The following is a 20,633-nucleotide window of genomic DNA, read 5'->3' as shown; positions in this document are numbered from 1 at the left end:
TCATCCATTTTTCATTGTTTCCAATTCCTGCCAGCGATCAAAAGCCGTTTCCAATGCTTGTTCTTTATTTGCCAATTCATTCAGAACATGTTGCGTAATTTCATGTGATTGGTTGAAGAATTCCGGGTCACTGACCTGAGATTGCAGTTGATTTATCTCTGCTTCTAATTTCTCCAACAATAATGGTAGTTGTTCTAATTCACGCCGTAAATGGTAACTTATCTTATTGTTTGTCCGTTTAGGCGATTCTTTCGGTTTTACTGCCTTATTCTCAATATTGGCCTTCTTCTCCGGGGCTTGACGCAGGGAAACAGTTTGCGCCCGTTGCTGTTGCGCATCGTAATATCCCCCGACATAAGGGTTTATTTCGCCGTTACCTTCAAAAATCCAGCATTCCGTGACGGAATTATCCACAAATTGACGGTCATGGCTCACCAGAATCACCGTTCCGGTATAACCGTCAACCAATTCTTCAAGTAATTCTAATGTTTCAACATCAAGGTCATTAGTCGGTTCATCCAGAATAAGCAAGTTGCTGGGTTTCAAGAATAGACGCGCCAGCAACAGGCGATTGCGTTCACCACCGGACAGTGCCCGCACCGGGGTCATTGCGCGTTTGGGATGGAAAAGGAAATCTTGTAAATAACCCAGTACATGGCGGGAACGTCCATTAACCATCACTTCCTGTTTACCTTCGGCGAGGTTATCCATGACAGTTTTATCCGGGTCCAGTGCGGCACGATGCTGATCAAAGTAAGCTACTTCAAGTTTTGTGCCACAATGAATGCGCCCGCTGTCTGCTGACAAATCGCCCAACATTAACTTCAATAATGTCGTTTTACCGCAGCCATTTGGCCCCACCAACGCAATTTTGTCACCGCGTTGAATTTGAGCCGAGAAATTTTTGACCAATGTTTTATCGCCAATCTGGTAATTGACATTTTCCATTTCAAAGACAATCTTACCGGAACGGGTCGCTTCCCCGACCTGCATTTTCGCGGTTCCCATCACATTGCGGCGTTCAGAGCGTTCTACACGGAGTGCTTTCAATGCCCTGACCCTGCCTTCATTTCGGGTACGGCGTGCTTTAATGCCCTGACGGATCCAAACTTCTTCCTGCGCCAGTTTTTTGTCAAACTCAGCATTTTGCAGCTCTTCAACCCGCAGAGCCTCTTCTTTTCCTTCCAGATACTTATCGTAATTTCCCGGCCATGAAGTCAGCTTTCCGCGATCCAGATCAACAATCCGCGTCGCCATAGTGCGAATGAATGAGCGGTCATGGGAAATAAACACCAGACTGCCATTAAAGTCTTTCAGGAAATTCTCCAGCCATTCGATGGTATCAATATCAAGATGGTTGGTCGGTTCATCAAGAAACAGCACTTTTGGCGCGCAAACCAGCGCCCTGCCCAATGCGGCCTTACGTAACCAGCCTCCCGACAATGAAGAGAGTTTCGCTTCGGCCGGCAAGGAGAGCTGTTTCAACACATCGCTAATCCGGCTATCCAGTGACCAGAGGCCGCGGATATCCAGCACTTCCTGCAACTCGGCCAAACGGTTGAGGTTCTTCTCACTGGGATCGGTTTCGACCAGATGCGAAGCATGGTGGAACGCTTTAAGGTATTCAGCCTGCTCTTTTACCCCTTCGGCAACAAAATCAAATACCGTGCCTTCTACGTCACGGGGAGGATCTTGCTGTAAGCGCGCAACAATCAGATCTTGTTCATAAATCACCTGACCGTCATCCAATGGCTGCTCTTTTGCCAGCACGCGCAACAAGGTGGATTTCCCCGCACCATTTCGCCCAACCAAACACACTCTTTCGTTTTCTTCGATGTGCAGTTCAGCATTATCCAACAACGGCGCGTCACTGAATGATAACCAAGCACCCGATAAATTGATTAATGACATAATGTTATTTTTCCTCGCCAGCGTGACGCAGCAACCAACAGTTATGGATCTGACGGTTACGGGCAAAATCCTGAGACAACGTTTTTTCTGTTATTTCATTGGCAACCAGCCCTAACTGATTCAATTCCGCAAAATCCATTTTAAAACCGCGCTTATTATTGGAGAACATCAGGGTTCCACCCGGACGTAACAAGCGTTTGAGTTGTTTCAATAATGTGATGTGATCACGCTGAACATCAAACGTGTTTTCCATGCGCTTAGAGTTAGAGAAGGTCGGAGGATCAATAAAGATGAGATCAAATTGTTCACGGGACTCCGCTAACCACCCCAGGCAATCAGCCTGAATCAAACGGTGCTGGCGTCCGGTTAAGCCATTTGCCTGTAAGTTCTTCTCTGCCCATTCAAGGTAAGTACGGGACATGTCTACCGTGGTTGTCGAACGCGCACCGCCTAATCCTGCGTGAACGGTCGCTGAACCGGTATAGGCAAACAAGTTAAGGAAATCCTTGCCGCAGCTCATTTCGCCCAAGGTTTTGCGGGCAATGCGGTGATCAAGGAATAACCCGGTATCCAAATAATCGGTCAGGTTAACCCAGAATTTCGCATCATATTCGTTAACCAAAAAGAATTCTTGCTTCTCGGCCACTTTTTCATACTGACTTTTGCCTTTCTGGCGTTGGCGGGTTTTCAAAATCAGTTGGCTGGATGATAAGCCAAGCACATTCATGGTGGCACTGATCACATCAAACAGGCGCTGGCGCGCTTTGTTGGCATCCACGGATTTCGGCGGGGCATATTCCTGCACAACAATTTTATCGGCATAGCGATCAACAGCCACGTTATATTCGGGTAAGTCCGCATCATATAAACGATAGCAATCAATGCCTTGCTGTTTCGCCCACTTGCTGAGTTTTTTCTCATTCTTACGCAGACGGTTAGCATAATCCTCAGCAATACCGATATCCAATGGCTGAGGTTTATCCGCTCCCTGCTCACGCTTCTGGATAGAATAATTTTTCTGGATACAATCCAGCGGGCCATTTTTCGCCTTAAATTCACGCTCTGCGCGTAATTGCAAACAACTCAATAATTCAGGTGAAGCACTGAACAATGACAAACGCCAGCCGGCGAAACGCGCTTTCACTACACGGCCAAATACGCTGTGTAGCGCAATTAACGCAGGTTCACTTTCAAGACGTTCACCATAAGGCGGGTTACTTAATACGATCCCCTCCGCTTCCGGCAGAGGATTTTCCAGTTTGCTGGCATCTCCCTGCTGGAACTGGATCAATTGAGCCACCCCTGCCCTGCGCGCATTTGAACGTGCCATATCCATGACACGACGATCAATATCCATGCCAAAAAAGCGGGAAGTGGTTTCCTGTAACCCCTTACGGAAACGCACCTGTGCTTCTGTCATCACTTCACGCCAGATTGTTTCATTGAATTTCAACCACGAAGTGAATCCCCAATGTTTGCGATGCAAGCCGGGCGCGCAATCGGCTGCCAGCATGGCCGCTTCTATCAGCAACGTCCCTGAACCACACATGGGATCAACCATTGGCGTTCCGACCTGCCAACCAGAACGCAAAATAATCGCTGCCGCCAGGTTCTCTTTCAGTGGGGCTTGTCCGGCCAGATCACGATAGCCACGGATATGCAGACTATCGCCGCTCAAATCGAGTGACACGGTGGCATTTTCTTTATGCAGGAAGACGTGGACACGGACATCAGGTTGTTGTTTGGCCACATCTGGACGTTGCTTTATTTTGCGCATAAAACTGTCGACAATGGCATCCTTGACTTTCAATGCGCCATATTGGGTATTCCTGATCTCCTCATTAGTGCCGCTGAAATGCACCGAGAACGTGCTATCCACTGAGAAAATTTCACTCCAGTCAATGGACTGGACACCAAGATACAGATCCAAGTCACTATAAACTTTAAATTGGTTAAGCGGCATCATGATGCGGGATGCCAGCCGGCTCCACAGCAGGCTCTTATACATCACCCGATCATCGCCCTGAAAATGAACCCCACCTTGGGCAATCTTACAGGATTGCGCTCCCAGCATTTCTAGTTCGTTTTTTAACAGTTCTTCCAGCCCACGTGCGGTGCTGGCAAACAGAGAGTTCATCTTATTAATCATCACAAAAAATTCACCACTAAAAAAATTGCTGCACATTATAGCCAATACCTTCGACATATCCTAAAGTTGCTGACACGATCAATGATGAAAACATGTCGGCAAAGATAAAAATATTTTGGAGATAATGGATGTTAACTCTGTCGCGCCTCTATACCTATCCCGTCAAGTCCATGCGTGGATTGCAACTCTCTCATTCCCTTGTCAATGAAAGTGGCCTGATGTTTGACCGCAATTTTATGATCACCACAACAGACGGTACTTTTATGACTGCCCGCCAATATCCGCAGATGCTGCTATTTACGCCAACCATGCTGCATAACGGCCTGTATTTGCAGGCACCCAACGGAGAAAGCGCAACGGTACTTTACGATGATTTTCAGGAGGAACGTTTCCCCACCGAAGTTTGGGGCAATCATTTTACCGCTTTAGTCGCCCCTGAAAGGGTGAATAGTTGGCTTAGTGGTTTTTTTAATACCCCTGTACAATTACGCTGGCTCAGTGAAGAGTTGACACGGCGGGTCAAAAAATTCCCCGATGTCTCTTTATCATTCGCAGATGGTTTCCCCTATTTAATTATCCATGAAGCCTCTTTTCATGCCTTGCAACAACGTTGTCCTGCCGGCATTAAAATAGAGCAGTTCCGTGCCAATATTATTGTCACAGGTGCCGCACCGTTTGCAGAGGATAGCTGGCAGGTCATCCAAATCGGCGATATTGTTTTCGATCTGCCAAAACCATGCAGCCGCTGTATTTTGACTACCGTCAGCCCGGAAAAAGGGCGTAAAAATCCGCAAGGTGAACCACTGGCGACACTACAGTCTTTTAGAACCGCCAAAGAAGATGGTGCGGTTGATTTTGGCCAGAATGCCATTGCCCGTAACAGTGGTATTATCCGTGTAGGCGATCCGGTTACCATTTTAGAAAAGAGAACACCACGCGAATATGGCAGCGGTGAGCAAGCGACCGATTTGACGATCAAGGAAGTTGCTCAACAGACGATCGCTATTGAATTTAACGGACAACGTTTTATCGGAAATAATCAGCAAACTATTTTAGAGCAACTCGAAGATCAAGGTATTCGCGTTCCTTATTCATGTCGAGCCGGAATTTGTGGTTCTTGTCAGGTGTCTCTGATTAAAGGGAAGGTATTGCCCTTAAAATCAACGTCTATCAAGAATGATGGAAAAATTCTGGTATGTAGCTGTATACCGCAAAATGATTTAGTCATTGAATTAGGCTAAACATTAATAATATAAGACGACAGCATTTTCGATTAAATCAGGCAGTAATAAGTCAGCCATCTGTCTGATTTTTATATTTCTACATCTATCTTATTAATTTTAATTGGTGAATTTGCATCACAAATGCAATTGATAATGTTAATAGGAGTAATAAAGTTAATAAAATGCTGAATACAGCGTCTGGTGGCCCTATATTGCCCTATCATATATCGATGACTGAGTTGGCTCAATATAAGGCATAATGCGGTCATTCATGACCTTAATGGGATCACAAAAATTCATCACTCGATCATTCAATGCTAATGTTTGCTGTGCCAATAGACATAAACTGGCATTGTCACCCACTTCTACTGCCATAAACAGTGCTTCAATACCATTATCCTGTAATTGAAGCTGAACAATTTCACCGTGTTCTGGTTTTGTTATCAAAGAAAAATGGGAAAAATACCAGCTCTTAGGCATTTGTGGTTTCATGAAACGTAACGCCACCACTCCATTTAAAGCTAATTCAGCTCTCAATGCAGGGGCGATATTGACACGACGTGAATGTTCTTCAAAAGTATAAAAAAGTGCGGCATCATCGACTGAAAATGCCATTTCTTTCATTGTCATGGCATAGTTAGTCAACATTTTGGCCGGGAAACGAGAACGAAAAACCATGCCATTAGCAAGATCGAGCATGACACGGCTATGCTCAGGATCAAAATACCAGCGCCACTGATCATCAGGTCTAATTTTCATTGATTACCCTTTTATGCTCAAAATAGCTTTTTTGGTTAAAAATAAACATTATCACCGAAATGAGAAGTTAAAAAATAAATGATTAAATTTAATCTATAAGACAAAATATAGACGAGTTGAGGGCAGAAATAAACCCCTGCCCCCAAATTGCAACAAATATTCAGATATGATTAATAATATCTTTGATGAGTTTTGGCCCTTTATAGATAAAACCAGAATATATCTGAATTAATGAAGTGCCTGCTTCCATTTTTTCTCTGGCGGCAACCAGTGAATCAATTCCACCGACACCAATAATCGGTATTTCACCTTTTAATTCTTGGGAAAGGCGACGGATAATCTCCGTGCTGCGCAATTGCACAGGGCGTCCACTCAATCCTCCTGCCTGCTGGCAGTGATGCAAACCTTCCACAATCTTTCTATCCAAGGTGGTATTTGTTGCAATGACCCCATCAATATGATGACGCATTAAACTATCAGCAATTTTTATTAATTCTTCTTCTGACAGATCGGGAGAGATTTTAACAGCAACCGGAACATATTTTTGGAATTTTTGCGCAAGTTCACTTTGCTTATTTTTAATCGCAGATAAGAGATCATCCAGTGCATCACCGTACTGTAATGTCCTCAAACCCGGCGTATTAGGAGAAGAAATATTGATAGCAATATAACCTGCATGCGGATAAATTTTATCCATGCAAATTAAATAATCCTCTTTACCATTTTCAACCGGCGTATCTTTATTTTTCCCAATATTGATCCCGATAATCCCGTCATATTTCGCGCGCTTAACATTCTCTACGAGATTATCCACCCCAAGGTTATTAAATCCCATCCGGTTGATGATCCCTTCCGCTTCAACCACCCGGAATAATCTTGGCTTATCATTTCCGGCTTGTGGGCGCGGCGTCACCGTGCCAATTTCAACAAATCCAAAGCCCATCGCGCCAAACGCATCAATACAATCACCGTTTTTATCAAGACCCGCAGCTAAACCAAGGGGATTTTTGAAAGACAAACCCATGCAGGTAACGGGCTTAGTGGCAACTGACTGGCGGATAAGGAATTCGAAAGGCGTACCGGCGACACGTTTAAGCTGGCGGAAAGTCAGCTCATGTGCCTGTTCAGGATCAAGCTGGAACAATGCCTTCCGTACTAGAGAATAATACATTTAAATTGACCTATTGCTTTTATAATGGCTGTGTTGTCGTAACAGGAAGAGAGCGTTAATTTACCATTATCTGTGTAAACAAAAAAGCACTCTTGACGGTCGGTGGCCTGATATCCTCCGGCGATAACCGGAGGACAGGTGACAGATTAACTTTCAAGTGCCTTGGTAATCTTTTCGAACAGATCACCCGACAGGTTCTCTAATTTTTTCAACTGTTCCAGTGCCGCACGCATCAAAACCTGACGTTTCTCATCGTAACGTTTCAGACGAAGCAATGGATCAATCAAATGTGATGCGACTTGCGGATTGCGGCTATTCAGATCGGTCAGCACTTCCACCAAGAATTGATAACCGCTACCGTCTTCCGCATGGAAAGCCACCGCATTATTGCTAAAGAACGTTCTCAGTAGTGAATAAACGCGGTTTGGATTGCTCAGGCTGAAAGAACGGTGCTGCATCAAGTCACGGACTTTATCCAGTGCATCAAAGGCTGGATTGGTGGCTTGCAGCCTGAACCATTTATCCATGACCAGACCATCCTGATGCCAGCGCTGATCAAATTCATCCATTAATTGATAACTGCAAGGCAATTCAGCAAATACCGCCGCAGACAAAGCAGCGATACAGTCAGTCATGTTATCCGCCTGATAATATTGTGCCGCCACTAATTTATCCGCCAGCGCGTTGTCATTAATAAAGGCTAAATAGTAAAGACAGGTATTACGCAAATCGCGTTTCGCAATATCGCTATGCGCGACACGGTATGCACCGGTCTGGAGGCTGTGATAAACCGCCGCAAATTCATCTGCCATTTCATTGGCCAGTGCTTTGGTCATTGCCTGGATGACATCATGAATCGCTTTAGGATCGACGACGGTAAACAGTTCTGCCATTTCGTTTTCAGACGGCAGCGTCAGGATCAGTGCCGCCAATGCCGGATCGATATCTTTATCCAGCAATACCGCGCGGAAAGCATCAATGACGTGCATTGGCAATTCCAGTGGCAGGGATTTTTGGTTGCGAACCACATTTAACTTCACATAGTTAGCCAACAATGCTTGTGCCGCATCCCAACGGGAGAACTCATTACGTGCATGTTTCATTAAAAATGAAAGCTGTTCATCGCTGTAGGGATAATCCAATTTCACGGGTGCAGAAAATTCACGCAGTAAAGAAGACACGGGCTGTGATGGAACATCATCAAAGACAAATGATTGTTCGGCATTAATCACATTCAGGACATGATGCACAGGCTGGCCATCACGACGCAGCGGGATAACCCTGCCTTGCTCATCGTAAAGCTCAATGTCCAGAGGAATATGCAGTGGCTGTTTCTCTTTCTGATCTGCCGTGGGTGGCGTCATTTGGCTGACATGCAGAATATATTGCTGTTTTCCTGCATCGTATTCGTCACGGACAGTCAGCACCGGTGTGCCAGATTGGCTATACCAACGACGGAAGAGGGTCAAATCGACGTTTGAAGCGTCTTCCATCGCCTGAACAAAATCATCACAGGTTGCAGCACTGCCATCATGACGGTGGATATAAAGCTGCATACCCGCCTGAAATTGTTCTTCACCCAATAAGGTATGGATCATCCGAATCACTTCCGCGCCTTTTTCATAGACGGTCAACGTATAGAAGTTATTCATTTCCATCACCTGATCGGGACGGATTGGATGGGCCATCGGGCTGGCATCTTCAGCGAACTGTGCCGCACGCATCACCCGCACGTTATTAATGCGGTTAACCGAACGGGAACCTAAATCAGAACTGAATTCCTGATCACGGAAGACGGTCAGCCCCTCTTTCAGGCTTAACTGGAACCAGTCACGGCAGGTAATGCGGTTTCCTGTCCAGTTATGGAAATATTCATGCCCGATCACCGCTTCAATGGCAAGATAGTCTTTGTCAGTCGCGGTTTCTGTTTTTGCCAGAACATATTTGGAATTGAAGACGTTCAGCCCCTTGTTTTCCATCGCCCCCATATTGAAGAAATCAACCGCGACGATCATATAGATATCAAGGTCATACTCCAAACCAAAGCGGGTTTCATCCCATTTCATCGAGTTTTTCAACGATGTCATGGCCCAGTCAGCACGATCCAGATTGCCCCGATCAACAAACAGTTCCAGTGCCACCTCACGGCCACTGCGGGTCACGAACGTGTCACGCAGGACATCAAAATCCCCCGCCACCAAGGCAAACAAATACGCCGGTTTGGGGAATGGGTCCTGCCATTTCACCCAATGGCGGCCATCTTCCAGCACGCCTTGCTCGATACGGTTACCATTGGAAAGCAGGAAGGGATATTTGGATTTATCCGCGGTTATGCGAGTGGTAAAACACGCCAGAACATCCGGGCGATCCAAATAATACGTGATGTGACGGAACCCTTCTGCCTCACATTGGGTACACAAGGCATCGCCAGACACATACAGCCCTTCAAGTGCGGTATTGGCTACTGGGTTAATTTCATTCACAATTTTTAGGGTAAACTGGGCTGGAAGTTGTTCAATCTGTAACTTTCCCTCCTGTTCTTGATAATATTCCCACGCTTTATCATCGATATAGAGACTTTTTAACGTGAGATTTTCTCCATCCAGAACCAGTGGGGTAATGTCATTAACCTGACGTTTTACCTGACTGATTGCGGTCACCGTTGTTTTCTCAGCATTCAGCTCAAAATCGAGGTCAATGTGAGTTATTGTGTAATCTGGTGCTTTATAATCCAGACGGTGTTTAACGAGTCGCTGTTGTGTCATAGGGAACCTTTTCCATTATTTTTTAAAGGCGTGCTTTAACGGGATGTGTTTTGACCGATTTCGTTGATAACATCTGTATAACCTTATCGACAAGGCGCCTGGCATATTGTGTTTCCATAGAAACATTCAAATCGCTGACGCGGTCACAGAGAAACCCTTCTTTCAATCACTAAGTCTCTCTTTTTGGATGTTAATAACTTATGAAATAAAGGTATAAATGATGTAGTCAGCATATTAGTACTTTCGTGCGAATTGTCATCTCATATCTTATTTAACATGATATTATCTATAAATGGATTAACCTTAATCTTTAAGTTTGGGAAAATATATGCAGTTATAGGCTTTAATAACCCAATAATCACGCTATACTCTCCCGACTTTATCGATTTAGCTGACACGAATACGCTCCGCGAGGATGCCTGACGCGCCATGACTTTAGACGCTACCCCAATTATCAAATCACTGCTTGATACAGATGCTTATAAGTTTCATATGCAGCAAGCAGTGTACCACCATTACAGCACGATTCCTGTTGTTGCCGAATTTCGTTGTCGTGGTGATGAGCTGCTTGGAGAATACGCCGAAGCATTACGTCATCAAATTGACATGATGGCAGACTTAACATTGACAGAACGCGAAGTCGATTATCTTTCTCACCTCCCGTTCTTTAAAGAGGATTACCTGAACTGGTGCAAAACATTCCGCTTTAATCCTAAACAAGTCGAAATTTCTGTTACCCATGAAGGGCAATTAGCCATCCGTATTGCGGGTTTATGGCACGAAGTTATCTTGTGGGAAGTGCCTCTGCTTGCCCTGATCAGCGAATTGGTTCATCGTCATCGTTCACCTGAAATAACACCAGAAGACGCCGTTATCCAGCTAAGGAAACTGATTGAACTGTTTTATAAAGACGCGGCGGAAGCAAATATCGATCTGTCCGGTTTTAAGTTGATGGACTTTGGGACTCGCCGTCGTTTTTCACACGGAGTACAATATGCCATTATCAATGAGCTAAAAAATAACTTTCCTTATCTGATTGGCACCAGTAATTACCAACTGGCGAAACAGCTCGATCTTCCCCCCCTCGGTACACAAGCCCATGAATGGTTTCAAGCTCACCAGCAGATTAGCCCGGAACTCGCTAATAGTCAGCGGGCTGCGCTGAAAACCTGGCTGAATGAGTATCCAAACCAGTTGGGCATTGCCCTGACTGACTGTATCACGATGGATGCTTTCCTGCGGGATTTTGATAAACCCCTGGCAACGGCTTACCAAGGGCTGCGCCATGATTCGGGTGATCCGATTGAGTGGGGTGAAAAAGCCATCGCACACTACCAATCACTGGGTATCGATCCCATGACGAAAACATTGATATTTTCTGACAGCTTGGATTTACAAAAAGCACTGGCGCTGTATCGCCATTTCCATAAGAGAATTAATGTTATTTTCGGTATTGGTACACGGCTGACCTGTAATATTCCGGGCATAAAACCGCTGAATATTGTTATCAAGCTCGTTGAATGCAACGGCAGACCCGTAGCAAAACTTTCGGACAGTCCCGGAAAAACGATTTGTGAAGATGATGAGTTTGTCGATAGGTTACGCCGGGCGTTTGACCTTCCTTATATAGAAAAGGCCGTCTAGAGCAAGCAATATAGAAAAAACGGTATAATCTGGCTAATTATTCCCTTGCGTAACCAGCCTTGTGCTGGTTACGCCAATAAAAAAGCCACTTTTCCCTCTGTTTTCGCCTTAACACCCGCAATTTCCTCTTGTTTCCTGGGAGATGACAAGTAAGATAGAGGATCTGCTCCCTAATCAAGGGAGTATTGAGTCAATCTATCAAGTTATTAATCCACTATATAAAAAGAGAGAAATTTATGAGCGTAGCGCCTGTAGTCGATGTGCTGCAAGGTCGTGTTCCGGTTGGCAACGAAGTCACCGTTCGCGGTTGGGTACGTACAAGGAGAGATTCTAAAGCTGGTATCTCATTCCTAGCCGTCTATGACGGTTCCTGCTTTAATCCATTACAGGCCGTCGTTAATAATAATTTACCCAATTATCAGGATGAAGTATTACATTTAACCACGGGCTGTTCTGTTGAAGTCACGGGTATCGTGGTGGAATCGCAAGGTAAAGGCCAATCGTTTGAATTGCAAGCAACTCACGTTGTTGTCGTTGGCATGGTTGATGATCCTGATACTTACCCAATGGCGGCCAAACGCCATAGCATTGAATACCTGCGTGAAGTCGCCCATCTTCGCCCGCGCACCAATTTGATCGGCGCAGTGGCTCGTGTTCGTCATACACTGGCCCAAGCACTGCACCGTTTCTTCCATGAAAAAGGCTTCTTCTGGGTCTCTTCCCCACTGATCACCGCATCAGATACAGAAGGCGCCGGCGAAATGTTCCGCGTTTCCACGTTGGATCTGCAAAACCTGCCACGCACAGATAAAGGCGAAGTGGATTTCAGCCAAGATTTCTTTGGCCGTGAAGCCTTCCTGACGGTATCCGGCCAGTTAAACGGTGAAGCCTATGCTTGCGCATTAAGCAAAGTTTACACCTTCGGCCCCACTTTCCGGGCAGAAAACTCCAATACCAGCCGCCACTTGGCCGAGTTTTGGATGGTTGAACCGGAAGTCGCTTTTGCCGACCTGAATGATATCGCCAAGCTCTCCGAAGAGATGCTGAAATATGTTTTCAAGGCGGCATTGGAAGAGCGCGCTGATGATCTGGCTTTCTTTGCAGAACGTGTTGATAGTGAAGTGATCACCCGTCTGGAGAAATTTGTTGATTCCGATTTCGTGCAGTTGGATTACACCGATGCCATCGCAATTTTGGAAAACTGCGGCCAGAAATTTGAAAACCCAGTTTTCTGGGGTGTGGATTTGGCATCAGAACATGAACGTTATCTGGCAGAGAAACATTTCAACGCGCCGGTGATCATGAAAAACTATCCAAAAGACATTAAAGCCTTCTATATGCGCATGAACGAAGATGGCAAAACCGTTGCGGCGATGGATGTGCTGGCGCCGGGCATCGGTGAAATCATCGGGGGTTCTCAGCGTGAAGAGCGTCTGGACAGGCTGGATCAGCGCATGGAAGAAATGGGGCTGAATAAAGAAGATTACTGGTGGTATCGTGACCTGCGTCGTTACGGCACCGTTCCTCATGCCGGTTTTGGTTTGGGCTTCGAACGTTTGGTCGCTTATGTTACCGGCGTATCCAACGTTCGTGACGTTATCCCCTTCCCACGGACACCAAGAAACGCAAGTTTCTAATGAATCAGATTAATAAATAAGCTAAAAATCAATCCGTTAAAAAGCCGACGAAAGTTGGCTTTTTTTATTCTATGGCGAAAAGCACATAAAAAAGTTCCCTGATATTTACATTTTGAAATATCTATTTTCATTTTGTTACTGATTTTGCGCTTTTGTAGCATTTTGAAGGTAGATAAAATTCATGACCAATGGAACACTGGTCGCCGACTAATAAGACACTCAATACCCATAAATAGTTCCAAAATTTTTCAGTGTTCTATTTCTGGCAGTGGCAGGTGTCTGAATAACACCAATGAGGGTAATAATAATGAAGCGCAATATTCTTGCAGTGGTCATCCCAGCTCTGCTGGTTGCTGGTACAGCAAACGCAGCTGAAATTTTTAACAAAGACGGCAATAAACTGGATCTGTATGGTAAAGTCGACGTTCGTCACCAAATCGCAGATAAAAGAAGTGGCGAAGATGGTGATGCCTCTTACGCACGTATCGGTATCAAAGGTGAAACTCAGATCTCTGACCAACTGACTGGTTTCGGTAATTGGGAATACAACCTGAACGCTAACGATGTAGAAGGTGAGCAAACCACTAAAACTCGTCTGGCTTTCGCTGGTCTGAAATTTGCTAACTACGGTTCACTGAATTACGGCCGTAACTACGGCGTAAACTATGATATCAGCGCATGGACTGACGTACTGCCAATCTTCGGTGGCGACTCCATGTCTAAAACTGATAACTACATGACTGGCCGTGCGACGGGTCTGTTGACTTACCGTAATACTGACTTCTTTGGTCTGGTTGATGGTCTGAATTTTGCTCTGCAATACCAAGGCCAAAACAGCGAGCGCACCAAAAATGGCCGTAGCGGAGCAACTGCAAACGGTGACGGTTACGGCTTGTCTACTTCCTATGTCGTCGGTTACGGTATCACTTTAGGTGCTTCTTACGCTAACTCTACTCGCGCAAACGGTGACTGGGTTAACGGCCAAGCTCACGGTAAACGTGCTGAAGCATGGAACTTTGGTGCTAAATACGATGCCAACAACGTATACCTGGCCGCAATGTACGGTGAAACCCGTAATATGACTCCTGGTTCAGCATTGTTTGAAGGTAAAAAAATAAAAGGTATTGCTAACAAAACTCAGAACTTTGAAGCTGTTGCACAATACCTGTTCTCTGACTTAGGTCTGAAACCATCTCTGGCTTATGTTCAGTCTAAAGGTAAAGAGCTGGGTGAAGGCGAAAAACGCTACAGCGCAGATCTGGTTAAATACGTTTCTGTAGGTACTTACTACTACTTTAACAAAAACCTGTCTACTTACGTTGATTACAAAATCAACCTGCTGGACAAACACGAAGGTGGCGATGCAAACGCTCGCAACGTATTCGGTGTTGGTCTGACTTATCAGTTCTAATCACTGCTGATAAACGGTTTAACAAAAAGTTAAGCCTATTTATCTCAGAAAAAGCAGCGCTTCGGCGCTGCTTTTTGCGTTTTATTTCTTTGTTTTTTCAGGTTCTTTTTTTCACTTCGTAAACGACTTCACAAGATTTTATTCTTTTTGCTACAAGTGGTTGGCAAATGGATTCCTTAAGGTTACCCTGAGCGCGTATCACTTATTTTTGGGCTTAACTCTCCAAGTCTTGGAATCAAAAAAATGTTTGAAAAAATCACAGCAGCGCCTGCCGACCCTATTCTTGGTTTAGCGGATAGCTTTAAAGCCGATCCCCGTGAAAATAAAATTAACTTGGGTATTGGCGTTTACAAAGATGAAACCGGCAAAACGCCAGTCCTGACCACCGTTAAAAAAGCAGAGAAATTCCTGCTGGAAAACGAAACCACCAAGAATTATCTGGCCATTAGTGGATTACCTGAATTTGGCCGTGTCACTCAGGAACTGCTCTTCGGCAAAACCAATTCTATCGTCACTGATCAACGCGCCCGTACGGTACAAAGCCCAGGCGGAACCGGCGCACTGCGCATTGCCGCTGACTTTATTGCTAAACAGACCAATGCAAAACGTGTCTGGATCAGCAATCCAACATGGCCAAACCATAAAGGTGTTTTCTCCAGCGCAGGTTTAGAGATCCGAGAATACCACTATTACGATGCAGAAAATCATGCCCTGGATTTCGATAGCATGCTGGCAAGCCTGTCTGAAGCCCAAGCCGGCGATGTTGTTTTGCTGCACGGTTGCTGCCATAACCCAACCGGTATCGATCCAACCACTGAACAGTGGCAGAAACTGGCGGATCTGTCTGCTGCCAATGGCTGGTTGCCGGTGTTCGACTTTGCTTACCAAGGTTTTGCCAAGGGGCTGGATGAAGATGCAGAAGGTCTGCGTATTTTCACCAGAAACCACAATGAACTGATCGTTGCCAGCTCTTATTCCAAGAACTTTGGCCTGTATAATGAGCGTGTTGGTGCTTGTACCATCGTTGCAACGGACAGCGATACCGCAGAAAAAGCGTTCAGCCAAGCCAAATCCATTGTGCGTACTAACTACTCCAACCCACCGGCACACGGGGCTTCTGTTGTGACAACCATTCTGTCCAATGATGAGCTGAAAGCAGAGTGGATTCAGGAATTGGCAACCATGCGTGAGCGCATTCAGCGTATGCGCCAACTGTTTGTCAACACCCTGCAAGAAAAAGGGGCAAAGCAAGACTTTAGCTTTATTATTGCGCAAAATGGCATGTTCTCATTCAGCGGCTTGACTAAAGAACAAGTTGATCGCCTGCGTGAAGAGTATGGTGTTTATGCGGTTAGCTCTGGCCGCATCAACGTCGCGGGGCTGACACTGGAAAATATGGTTCCTCTGTGTGAAGCTATCGTTGCGGTGCTGTAAGCTAACTCGTTGAAATCTTTGCCTAAAAGCCGCTGACAAAGCGGCTTTTATCCTTCTTGCTCGAATTTTTATTCAACAAAAACGTGTTCAATCAATCCTGCAAAAATGGATTAGTTTTCCGTTCATGTCCCAATGTCGACATTGGCCCATGACCGGGAATAAACTGATAGTCATCACCTAACGGCAGCACTTTTTCCTTGATGGATTGAATCAGTTCATCATAATTTCCGCCGGGAAAATCCGTGCGACCAATACTGCCCTTAAACAGTACATCCCCCATTGAGATTAATTTATCAGCATGGTTAGCAAGGACGATATGCCCTGGGGTATGCCCTGGACAATGCAAAACAGACAGTTCAATATTGCCAATTTGCAATCTATCACCTTCATCTAACCAACGCTCTGGCGTAAAAGAAGGGCAGGGTTCAACCCCGAACATTTGGCATTGAATTTCCAAGTTTTCGATCCAAAAAGCATCCCCCTGATGTGGTCCGTAAACAGGGACACCAAAATGTTTTGCAACGTCAACCGTCGCGCCAACATGATCATAGTGACCATGGGTCAGCAAAATTTGGGTAAGTTTCAGTTCACGGCTTTCTATCTCGGCAATAAGTTGTTCAGCATTACCGCCGGGATCAACAATTGCCGCTTCCTGAGTATCTTCACACCAAATCAAAGTACAATTTTGCCTCGCCATCGTGACGGGGATAATGTGGTATTTCATTCTCTCGCTTCACTCCACAATCAAGACTCGTAATAGGTAATAAGATTACCACGTCCTGACCGGGCCTGTATCAATATGAATAAAATTACTCTTTGGATAAAAACCCACTCCCCCTGCCCGCATTTTTAATGCAGCCTTGCGAACATCGGCGAGTTGAACACCCTCAATATGGAAATCCATTGCTTTTCCACGGGTATGGTAACTCTGTTTTGCTACCCCTCCACTCGCCTGACGCAACCTATTATTCGTCGTCAAAGAACGATAACCCGAAATTAATTGAACAGGTTTATCTATGCCCATCGTCATTTGCAATAAATAAATTTGGTCAAATAATTCTGGGTCAATAGCTTTGATCTTATTTTGACGAAAATCACGGAATAAATAATCCAGGCGAGCTAATTCTGATTTATTATACCGGTGACCATCAAAGAACTCAGCTTTGAGCGTTTCTCCGGTATGCAGATTATCAAAACGTAAAATTCTGGGACGTGGCGTTGTCAATGCGGCCAAAGCAGATTGAGGTAATAAACTTAATCCCAATGCAGCCACACTTATGCCGAGCCACTTTCGGCGATCGTGGTCAATAATATTCATGGATAATATGCCCTGCTATTCTCTAATGTATTAACATTGTCTAAATTCATTAATAATTTAGCTTAACCGAATAATAAGACATCAGCAAATAAGAATTAGTTTCAGTTATTTTTGTATGTTACTGTAAATTCACCATGCCATTAGTGTGATCAAGATAACATAATTCAAATCACATTAAATATAGATTAAATTTTAACGAGGCTGTTTCATTAAAAAATAGGTTTTATCTGATCGCAAATTCATCTCAATAAGAAAATAGCTTATCAAAAATGGTGAGATATAATCGTCGTACTTCAAGATAATAAAATAGTGATACACGAAATTGATGAGAATGCCTTACCCCTCCCACCGCGAGGGGTAAGGCAGTGAACTATAATTTTAGAGAAGTCATAAGTAGCGAAAGAAATTATAAATCATTTCTGGCTACCACGAGCTTAGAAAAAAGCGCTGAATGCTGCCTTGCATTAATATCATAATCATAAATATCATCGCGATATTGTGGCTTTCCTCCCTCATCAACCCAAGCGGTTTGGTAATAGAGGAATACAGGAATTTTTTGGGGAATATTGACATATTTCGTTGACCATGTTTTCAGTGAATTATTCACTTTAGTTTGATCCCAGCCGGCATCTCCCAACAGCATATTAGCCAATTCAGATGCTTTATTGACACGTACACAACCAGAACTGACAGCTCTCATTTCTCGGCTGAAAGAAGCCTGATTGGGGGTATCATGCAAATAAATGGCTTCTGAATTTGGCATATTGAATTTAAACCGCCCCAATGAATTCGTTGGGCCTGGAGCCTGCCTTATCCGATAGGGGAAATTACTTGGGGTTGTCACACTCCAGTTTATTGAAGAAGGTTCAATAATCTTAGCATTATTACTCCAACTGGAAAAAACGGTATAATCCCGCGTACGAAAATAACTGGGGTCACGCATTGCCCTTGGTGCAATATCTTTGCGCGTCATGCTGGTTGGTACGTTCCACGGCGGGTTGATCACAACATTATTTAATTCACTACTCATGATAGGTGTTTTTCGGCCAGGACGGCCAACGACAACTTTGGAACTTAATACTTCTTCGCCATCTAAATAGTAAAAAAGTGAATAGTCAGGAATATTCACCAAAATACCGGTAGGGATATCTCTGGGAATAATTCGTAATCGCTGGATATTCAGAGCCATAATACGAGCACGCGTCTGTGGCGTGGTATTTAACCATGCCTTGGTGGATTTACCAATAACGCCATCAGCTGACAACCCATGCAGAGTTTGAAAACGCTTCACGGCCGCTATTAATTCTTTGCCATAAACCTTATTATCAATTTTGACCGCTGATGAATCCAACATACCGGAGCGAATCAATATTTTCCTTAATGCAACCACTGCTTCATTACTTTGTCCCGGCCTTAGCGTACCTTTAAACGAAAATTCCACCCATGTTCTTTTATCAGCCAATTGATTCAGCATCTCCTTACGCATATTTTTATAACCAGAATGACTCGGAGATAAACGGGTAATATAAGAGAAAGTATTATTATTATTGATATGCTGTTGCCAGGTATCGATTAAATGGGAATGAGGCAACTCAATCTTATAGGGAGATTTACTGTATAACCACGAGCTGCCTTTTTTATCAACATCATTAATAAAATGCAGATAACCTAACATCGCATCAGATAAAATAACATCACGCGCCATCTCGCTTAATTCAGGAGAATGCAGTTGTATTAACCATTTTTCAAATTGAGGTTGAAAACCCGCCAATGATATCTCAAGCAGTTGATCTTCAAATTCTTGAATAGCTTGTTTATCTGACCATAACAGTCTCATTTTATTGTCAGAATATAAAGTTACCAGACGTTCAAAGAATATCGGTTTTACTTGTTGTGGCAACCAAGTTTGTAACTTTTTTCGATTGTCATCAATAGAACTGGCTGGAGGAATAGGAATAGTCTTATCAGATGAAATAACCGGATTTTCTTTTTTTTGTTCCACTGGCCATGGTTGCATACCACCTGATGCCAGTCCATTTTGTTGATTTGCAAAGGCTCCCTGTGATACCACCCATGCGCTACAGATAAAAGAAACTTTCAGCAACCTGACCGTGTTCTTTGCCATAATAGCTCACCTCACCTTATTATGTATGCAGCTAATTCAATGACTTATTATATGTATCCACAGACCTATTTTATCAGAAAAGAATACCAGTAATTATATACCTAATTACCACTTAAGATAGCGAGCCTGCCCTGTCAGATTTTATCTCGCCAGGCAAAATAAATGCCAAGGAGAATAAAATATCCCCCTAATAATTTTAATTACACTGACTTAAAAAAAGCAAAAGGCACCTTAAGTGCCTTTGTGCAGAATGTTTTGTCTTGAATTTTAGGATTAATACTCAGAATTAATGACGACTTCTTCCCCAAACCGACCAGCTTTAGGCAGCGGTTGATAAGAAGAGTTTGATGCCCGGAGGATACGAATGCCACGGATATTCAGTTCACGGGCTGCGGCAATATCAGTATCTGCATCACCATAGTAAATCTGCAATTGGTGCTCTTTCATCCAACTGACTTTATTATTTTTACCCGGCTCATCCCCTGCAAAAATAACGGCATTCATTTTATTAGCTGGAATATGCAACGCTTCCTGTAAATACTGGGTCACCGCTTCTGTCTTAGTTTTTGCACGGCCTGTAATAAAATAAATATCATCTCCCCGCTTCAAGTGCATCTGAACCAAGTCAATGCCGACTTGTTTTGGCAGACTGAATTTATCCCATTCGTTATTCATTTTTTGCCAAAATGCGGGATTTTTCAGATAACTATTGTCATTAGGCGAGTATTCCAATTTACCCCGATAAAAACCCGGACTTGAAAACAGGACAGTATCATCAATGTCAAAACCTACTGCCATTGCGGGTTGGTCTTTCAGGCTTCGCTCAATCTGCCCTACGGATACCCAATGCACCGCCTGACGTTGAGCCAAACCTGCCGCAGTGACTCCCGAATCCACTTGCTCAGGCATAAACATTTTCGCCTGCGCCATGCTGTTTAAGCTCAAAGCGAGCACAATCGCACTGAATGCCAGGGTGACTTTACGCATCGTTATTCCTTTTTTATTTTGGTAGTAACGGTGAGAAATAGTAAACTTTATTATTACATCAAAACGAGAGATACTGCACAATTACTCCAGATAAGAAAG

General features: G+C 44.2%; 14 protein-coding genes. 5 read left to right on the top strand and 9 right to left on the bottom strand.

Translation table 11 applies throughout. From position 1 onward, the window contains the following. Together PSI15_RS01660 and rlmKL are read right to left on the bottom strand one after the other, a co-directional pair. Entirely contained in the window at positions 1–1,911 is a 1,911-nt protein-coding gene (locus PSI15_RS01660) for an ABC transporter ATP-binding protein (RefSeq protein ID WP_273582023.1), read from the bottom strand. A 4-nt stretch (positions 1,912–1,915) separates the two neighbouring features. Continuing rightward, the gene (gene rlmKL / locus PSI15_RS01655; protein ID WP_273582053.1) at positions 1,916–4,048 is read right to left on the bottom strand and encodes a bifunctional 23S rRNA (guanine(2069)-N(7))-methyltransferase RlmK/23S rRNA (guanine(2445)-N(2))-methyltransferase RlmL; all 2,133 of its coding nucleotides are present in this window, start codon (positions 4,046–4,048) and stop codon (positions 1,916–1,918) included. Between the two features lie 140 nt (positions 4,049–4,188). Between rlmKL and PSI15_RS01650 the strand changes: the two genes are divergently transcribed. Beyond that, on the top strand, positions 4,189–5,301 hold the full coding sequence (locus tag PSI15_RS01650) for a YcbX family protein (RefSeq protein WP_273582022.1): 1,113 nt from the start codon (positions 4,189–4,191) through the stop codon (positions 5,299–5,301). 189 nt (positions 5,302–5,490) lie between these two features. Here PSI15_RS01650 and PSI15_RS01645 read toward each other — a convergent pair whose 3' ends face one another. From PSI15_RS01645 to pepN, 3 genes are all read right to left on the bottom strand, one after another. After that, complete coding sequence (locus PSI15_RS01645) at positions 5,491–6,042, bottom strand: cell division protein ZapC (RefSeq protein ID WP_273582021.1); 552 nt, start codon at positions 6,040–6,042, stop codon at positions 5,491–5,493. Between the two features lie 160 nt (positions 6,043–6,202). Continuing rightward, positions 6,203–7,213: a quinone-dependent dihydroorotate dehydrogenase gene (gene pyrD, locus PSI15_RS01640; RefSeq protein WP_273582020.1), complete on the bottom strand. Its 1,011-nt coding sequence runs from the start codon at positions 7,211–7,213 to the stop codon at positions 6,203–6,205. 146 nt (positions 7,214–7,359) lie between these two features. Further along, positions 7,360–9,978: an aminopeptidase N gene (gene pepN, locus PSI15_RS01635; protein WP_273582019.1), complete on the bottom strand. Its 2,619-nt coding sequence runs from the start codon at positions 9,976–9,978 to the stop codon at positions 7,360–7,362. 429 nt (positions 9,979–10,407) lie between these two features. Between pepN and pncB the strand changes: the two genes are divergently transcribed. The 4 genes from pncB (at position 10,408) to PSI15_RS01615 (ending at position 16,104) form a co-directional block, all read left to right on the top strand. Continuing rightward, positions 10,408–11,622: a nicotinate phosphoribosyltransferase gene (gene pncB, locus PSI15_RS01630; RefSeq protein WP_273582018.1), complete on the top strand. Its 1,215-nt coding sequence runs from the start codon at positions 10,408–10,410 to the stop codon at positions 11,620–11,622. A gap of 236 nt (positions 11,623–11,858) precedes the next feature. Then, complete coding sequence (gene asnS / locus PSI15_RS01625; protein WP_273582017.1) at positions 11,859–13,259, top strand: asparagine--tRNA ligase; 1,401 nt, start codon at positions 11,859–11,861, stop codon at positions 13,257–13,259. A 307-nt stretch (positions 13,260–13,566) separates the two neighbouring features. Further along, positions 13,567–14,670 (top strand): porin, encoded by a 1,104-nt coding sequence (locus PSI15_RS01620; protein WP_273582016.1) that lies wholly within the window; start codon positions 13,567–13,569, stop codon positions 14,668–14,670. Positions 14,671–14,913: 243 nt separating this feature from the next. Continuing rightward, positions 14,914–16,104 (top strand): amino acid aminotransferase, encoded by a 1,191-nt coding sequence (locus PSI15_RS01615; protein ID WP_045970002.1) that lies wholly within the window; start codon positions 14,914–14,916, stop codon positions 16,102–16,104. Between the two features lie 91 nt (positions 16,105–16,195). Here PSI15_RS01615 and PSI15_RS01610 read toward each other — a convergent pair whose 3' ends face one another. From PSI15_RS01610 to aphA, 4 genes are all read right to left on the bottom strand, one after another. After that, positions 16,196–16,828: an MBL fold metallo-hydrolase gene (locus tag PSI15_RS01610; RefSeq protein ID WP_273582015.1), complete on the bottom strand. Its 633-nt coding sequence runs from the start codon at positions 16,826–16,828 to the stop codon at positions 16,196–16,198. A 45-nt stretch (positions 16,829–16,873) separates the two neighbouring features. Continuing rightward, a complete protein-coding gene (locus PSI15_RS01605; RefSeq protein WP_273582014.1) occupies positions 16,874–17,422 on the bottom strand; it encodes a YcbK family protein in 549 nt (182 codons plus the stop codon). A 406-nt stretch (positions 17,423–17,828) separates the two neighbouring features. Further along, on the bottom strand, positions 17,829–19,547 hold the full coding sequence (gene ldtD / locus PSI15_RS01600; protein ID WP_273582013.1) for a L,D-transpeptidase: 1,719 nt from the start codon (positions 19,545–19,547) through the stop codon (positions 17,829–17,831). A 273-nt stretch (positions 19,548–19,820) separates the two neighbouring features. After that, a complete protein-coding gene (gene aphA / locus PSI15_RS01595) occupies positions 19,821–20,534 on the bottom strand; it encodes an acid phosphatase AphA (RefSeq protein WP_273582012.1) in 714 nt (237 codons plus the stop codon). Positions 20,535–20,633 lie beyond the last annotated feature (99 nt).

This window comes from Xenorhabdus sp. PR6a (assembly GCF_028599065.1).
Classification (GTDB): Bacteria; Pseudomonadota; Gammaproteobacteria; order Enterobacterales; family Enterobacteriaceae; genus Xenorhabdus; species Xenorhabdus doucetiae.
This window is presented reverse-complemented; position numbering and strand designations above follow the sequence as displayed.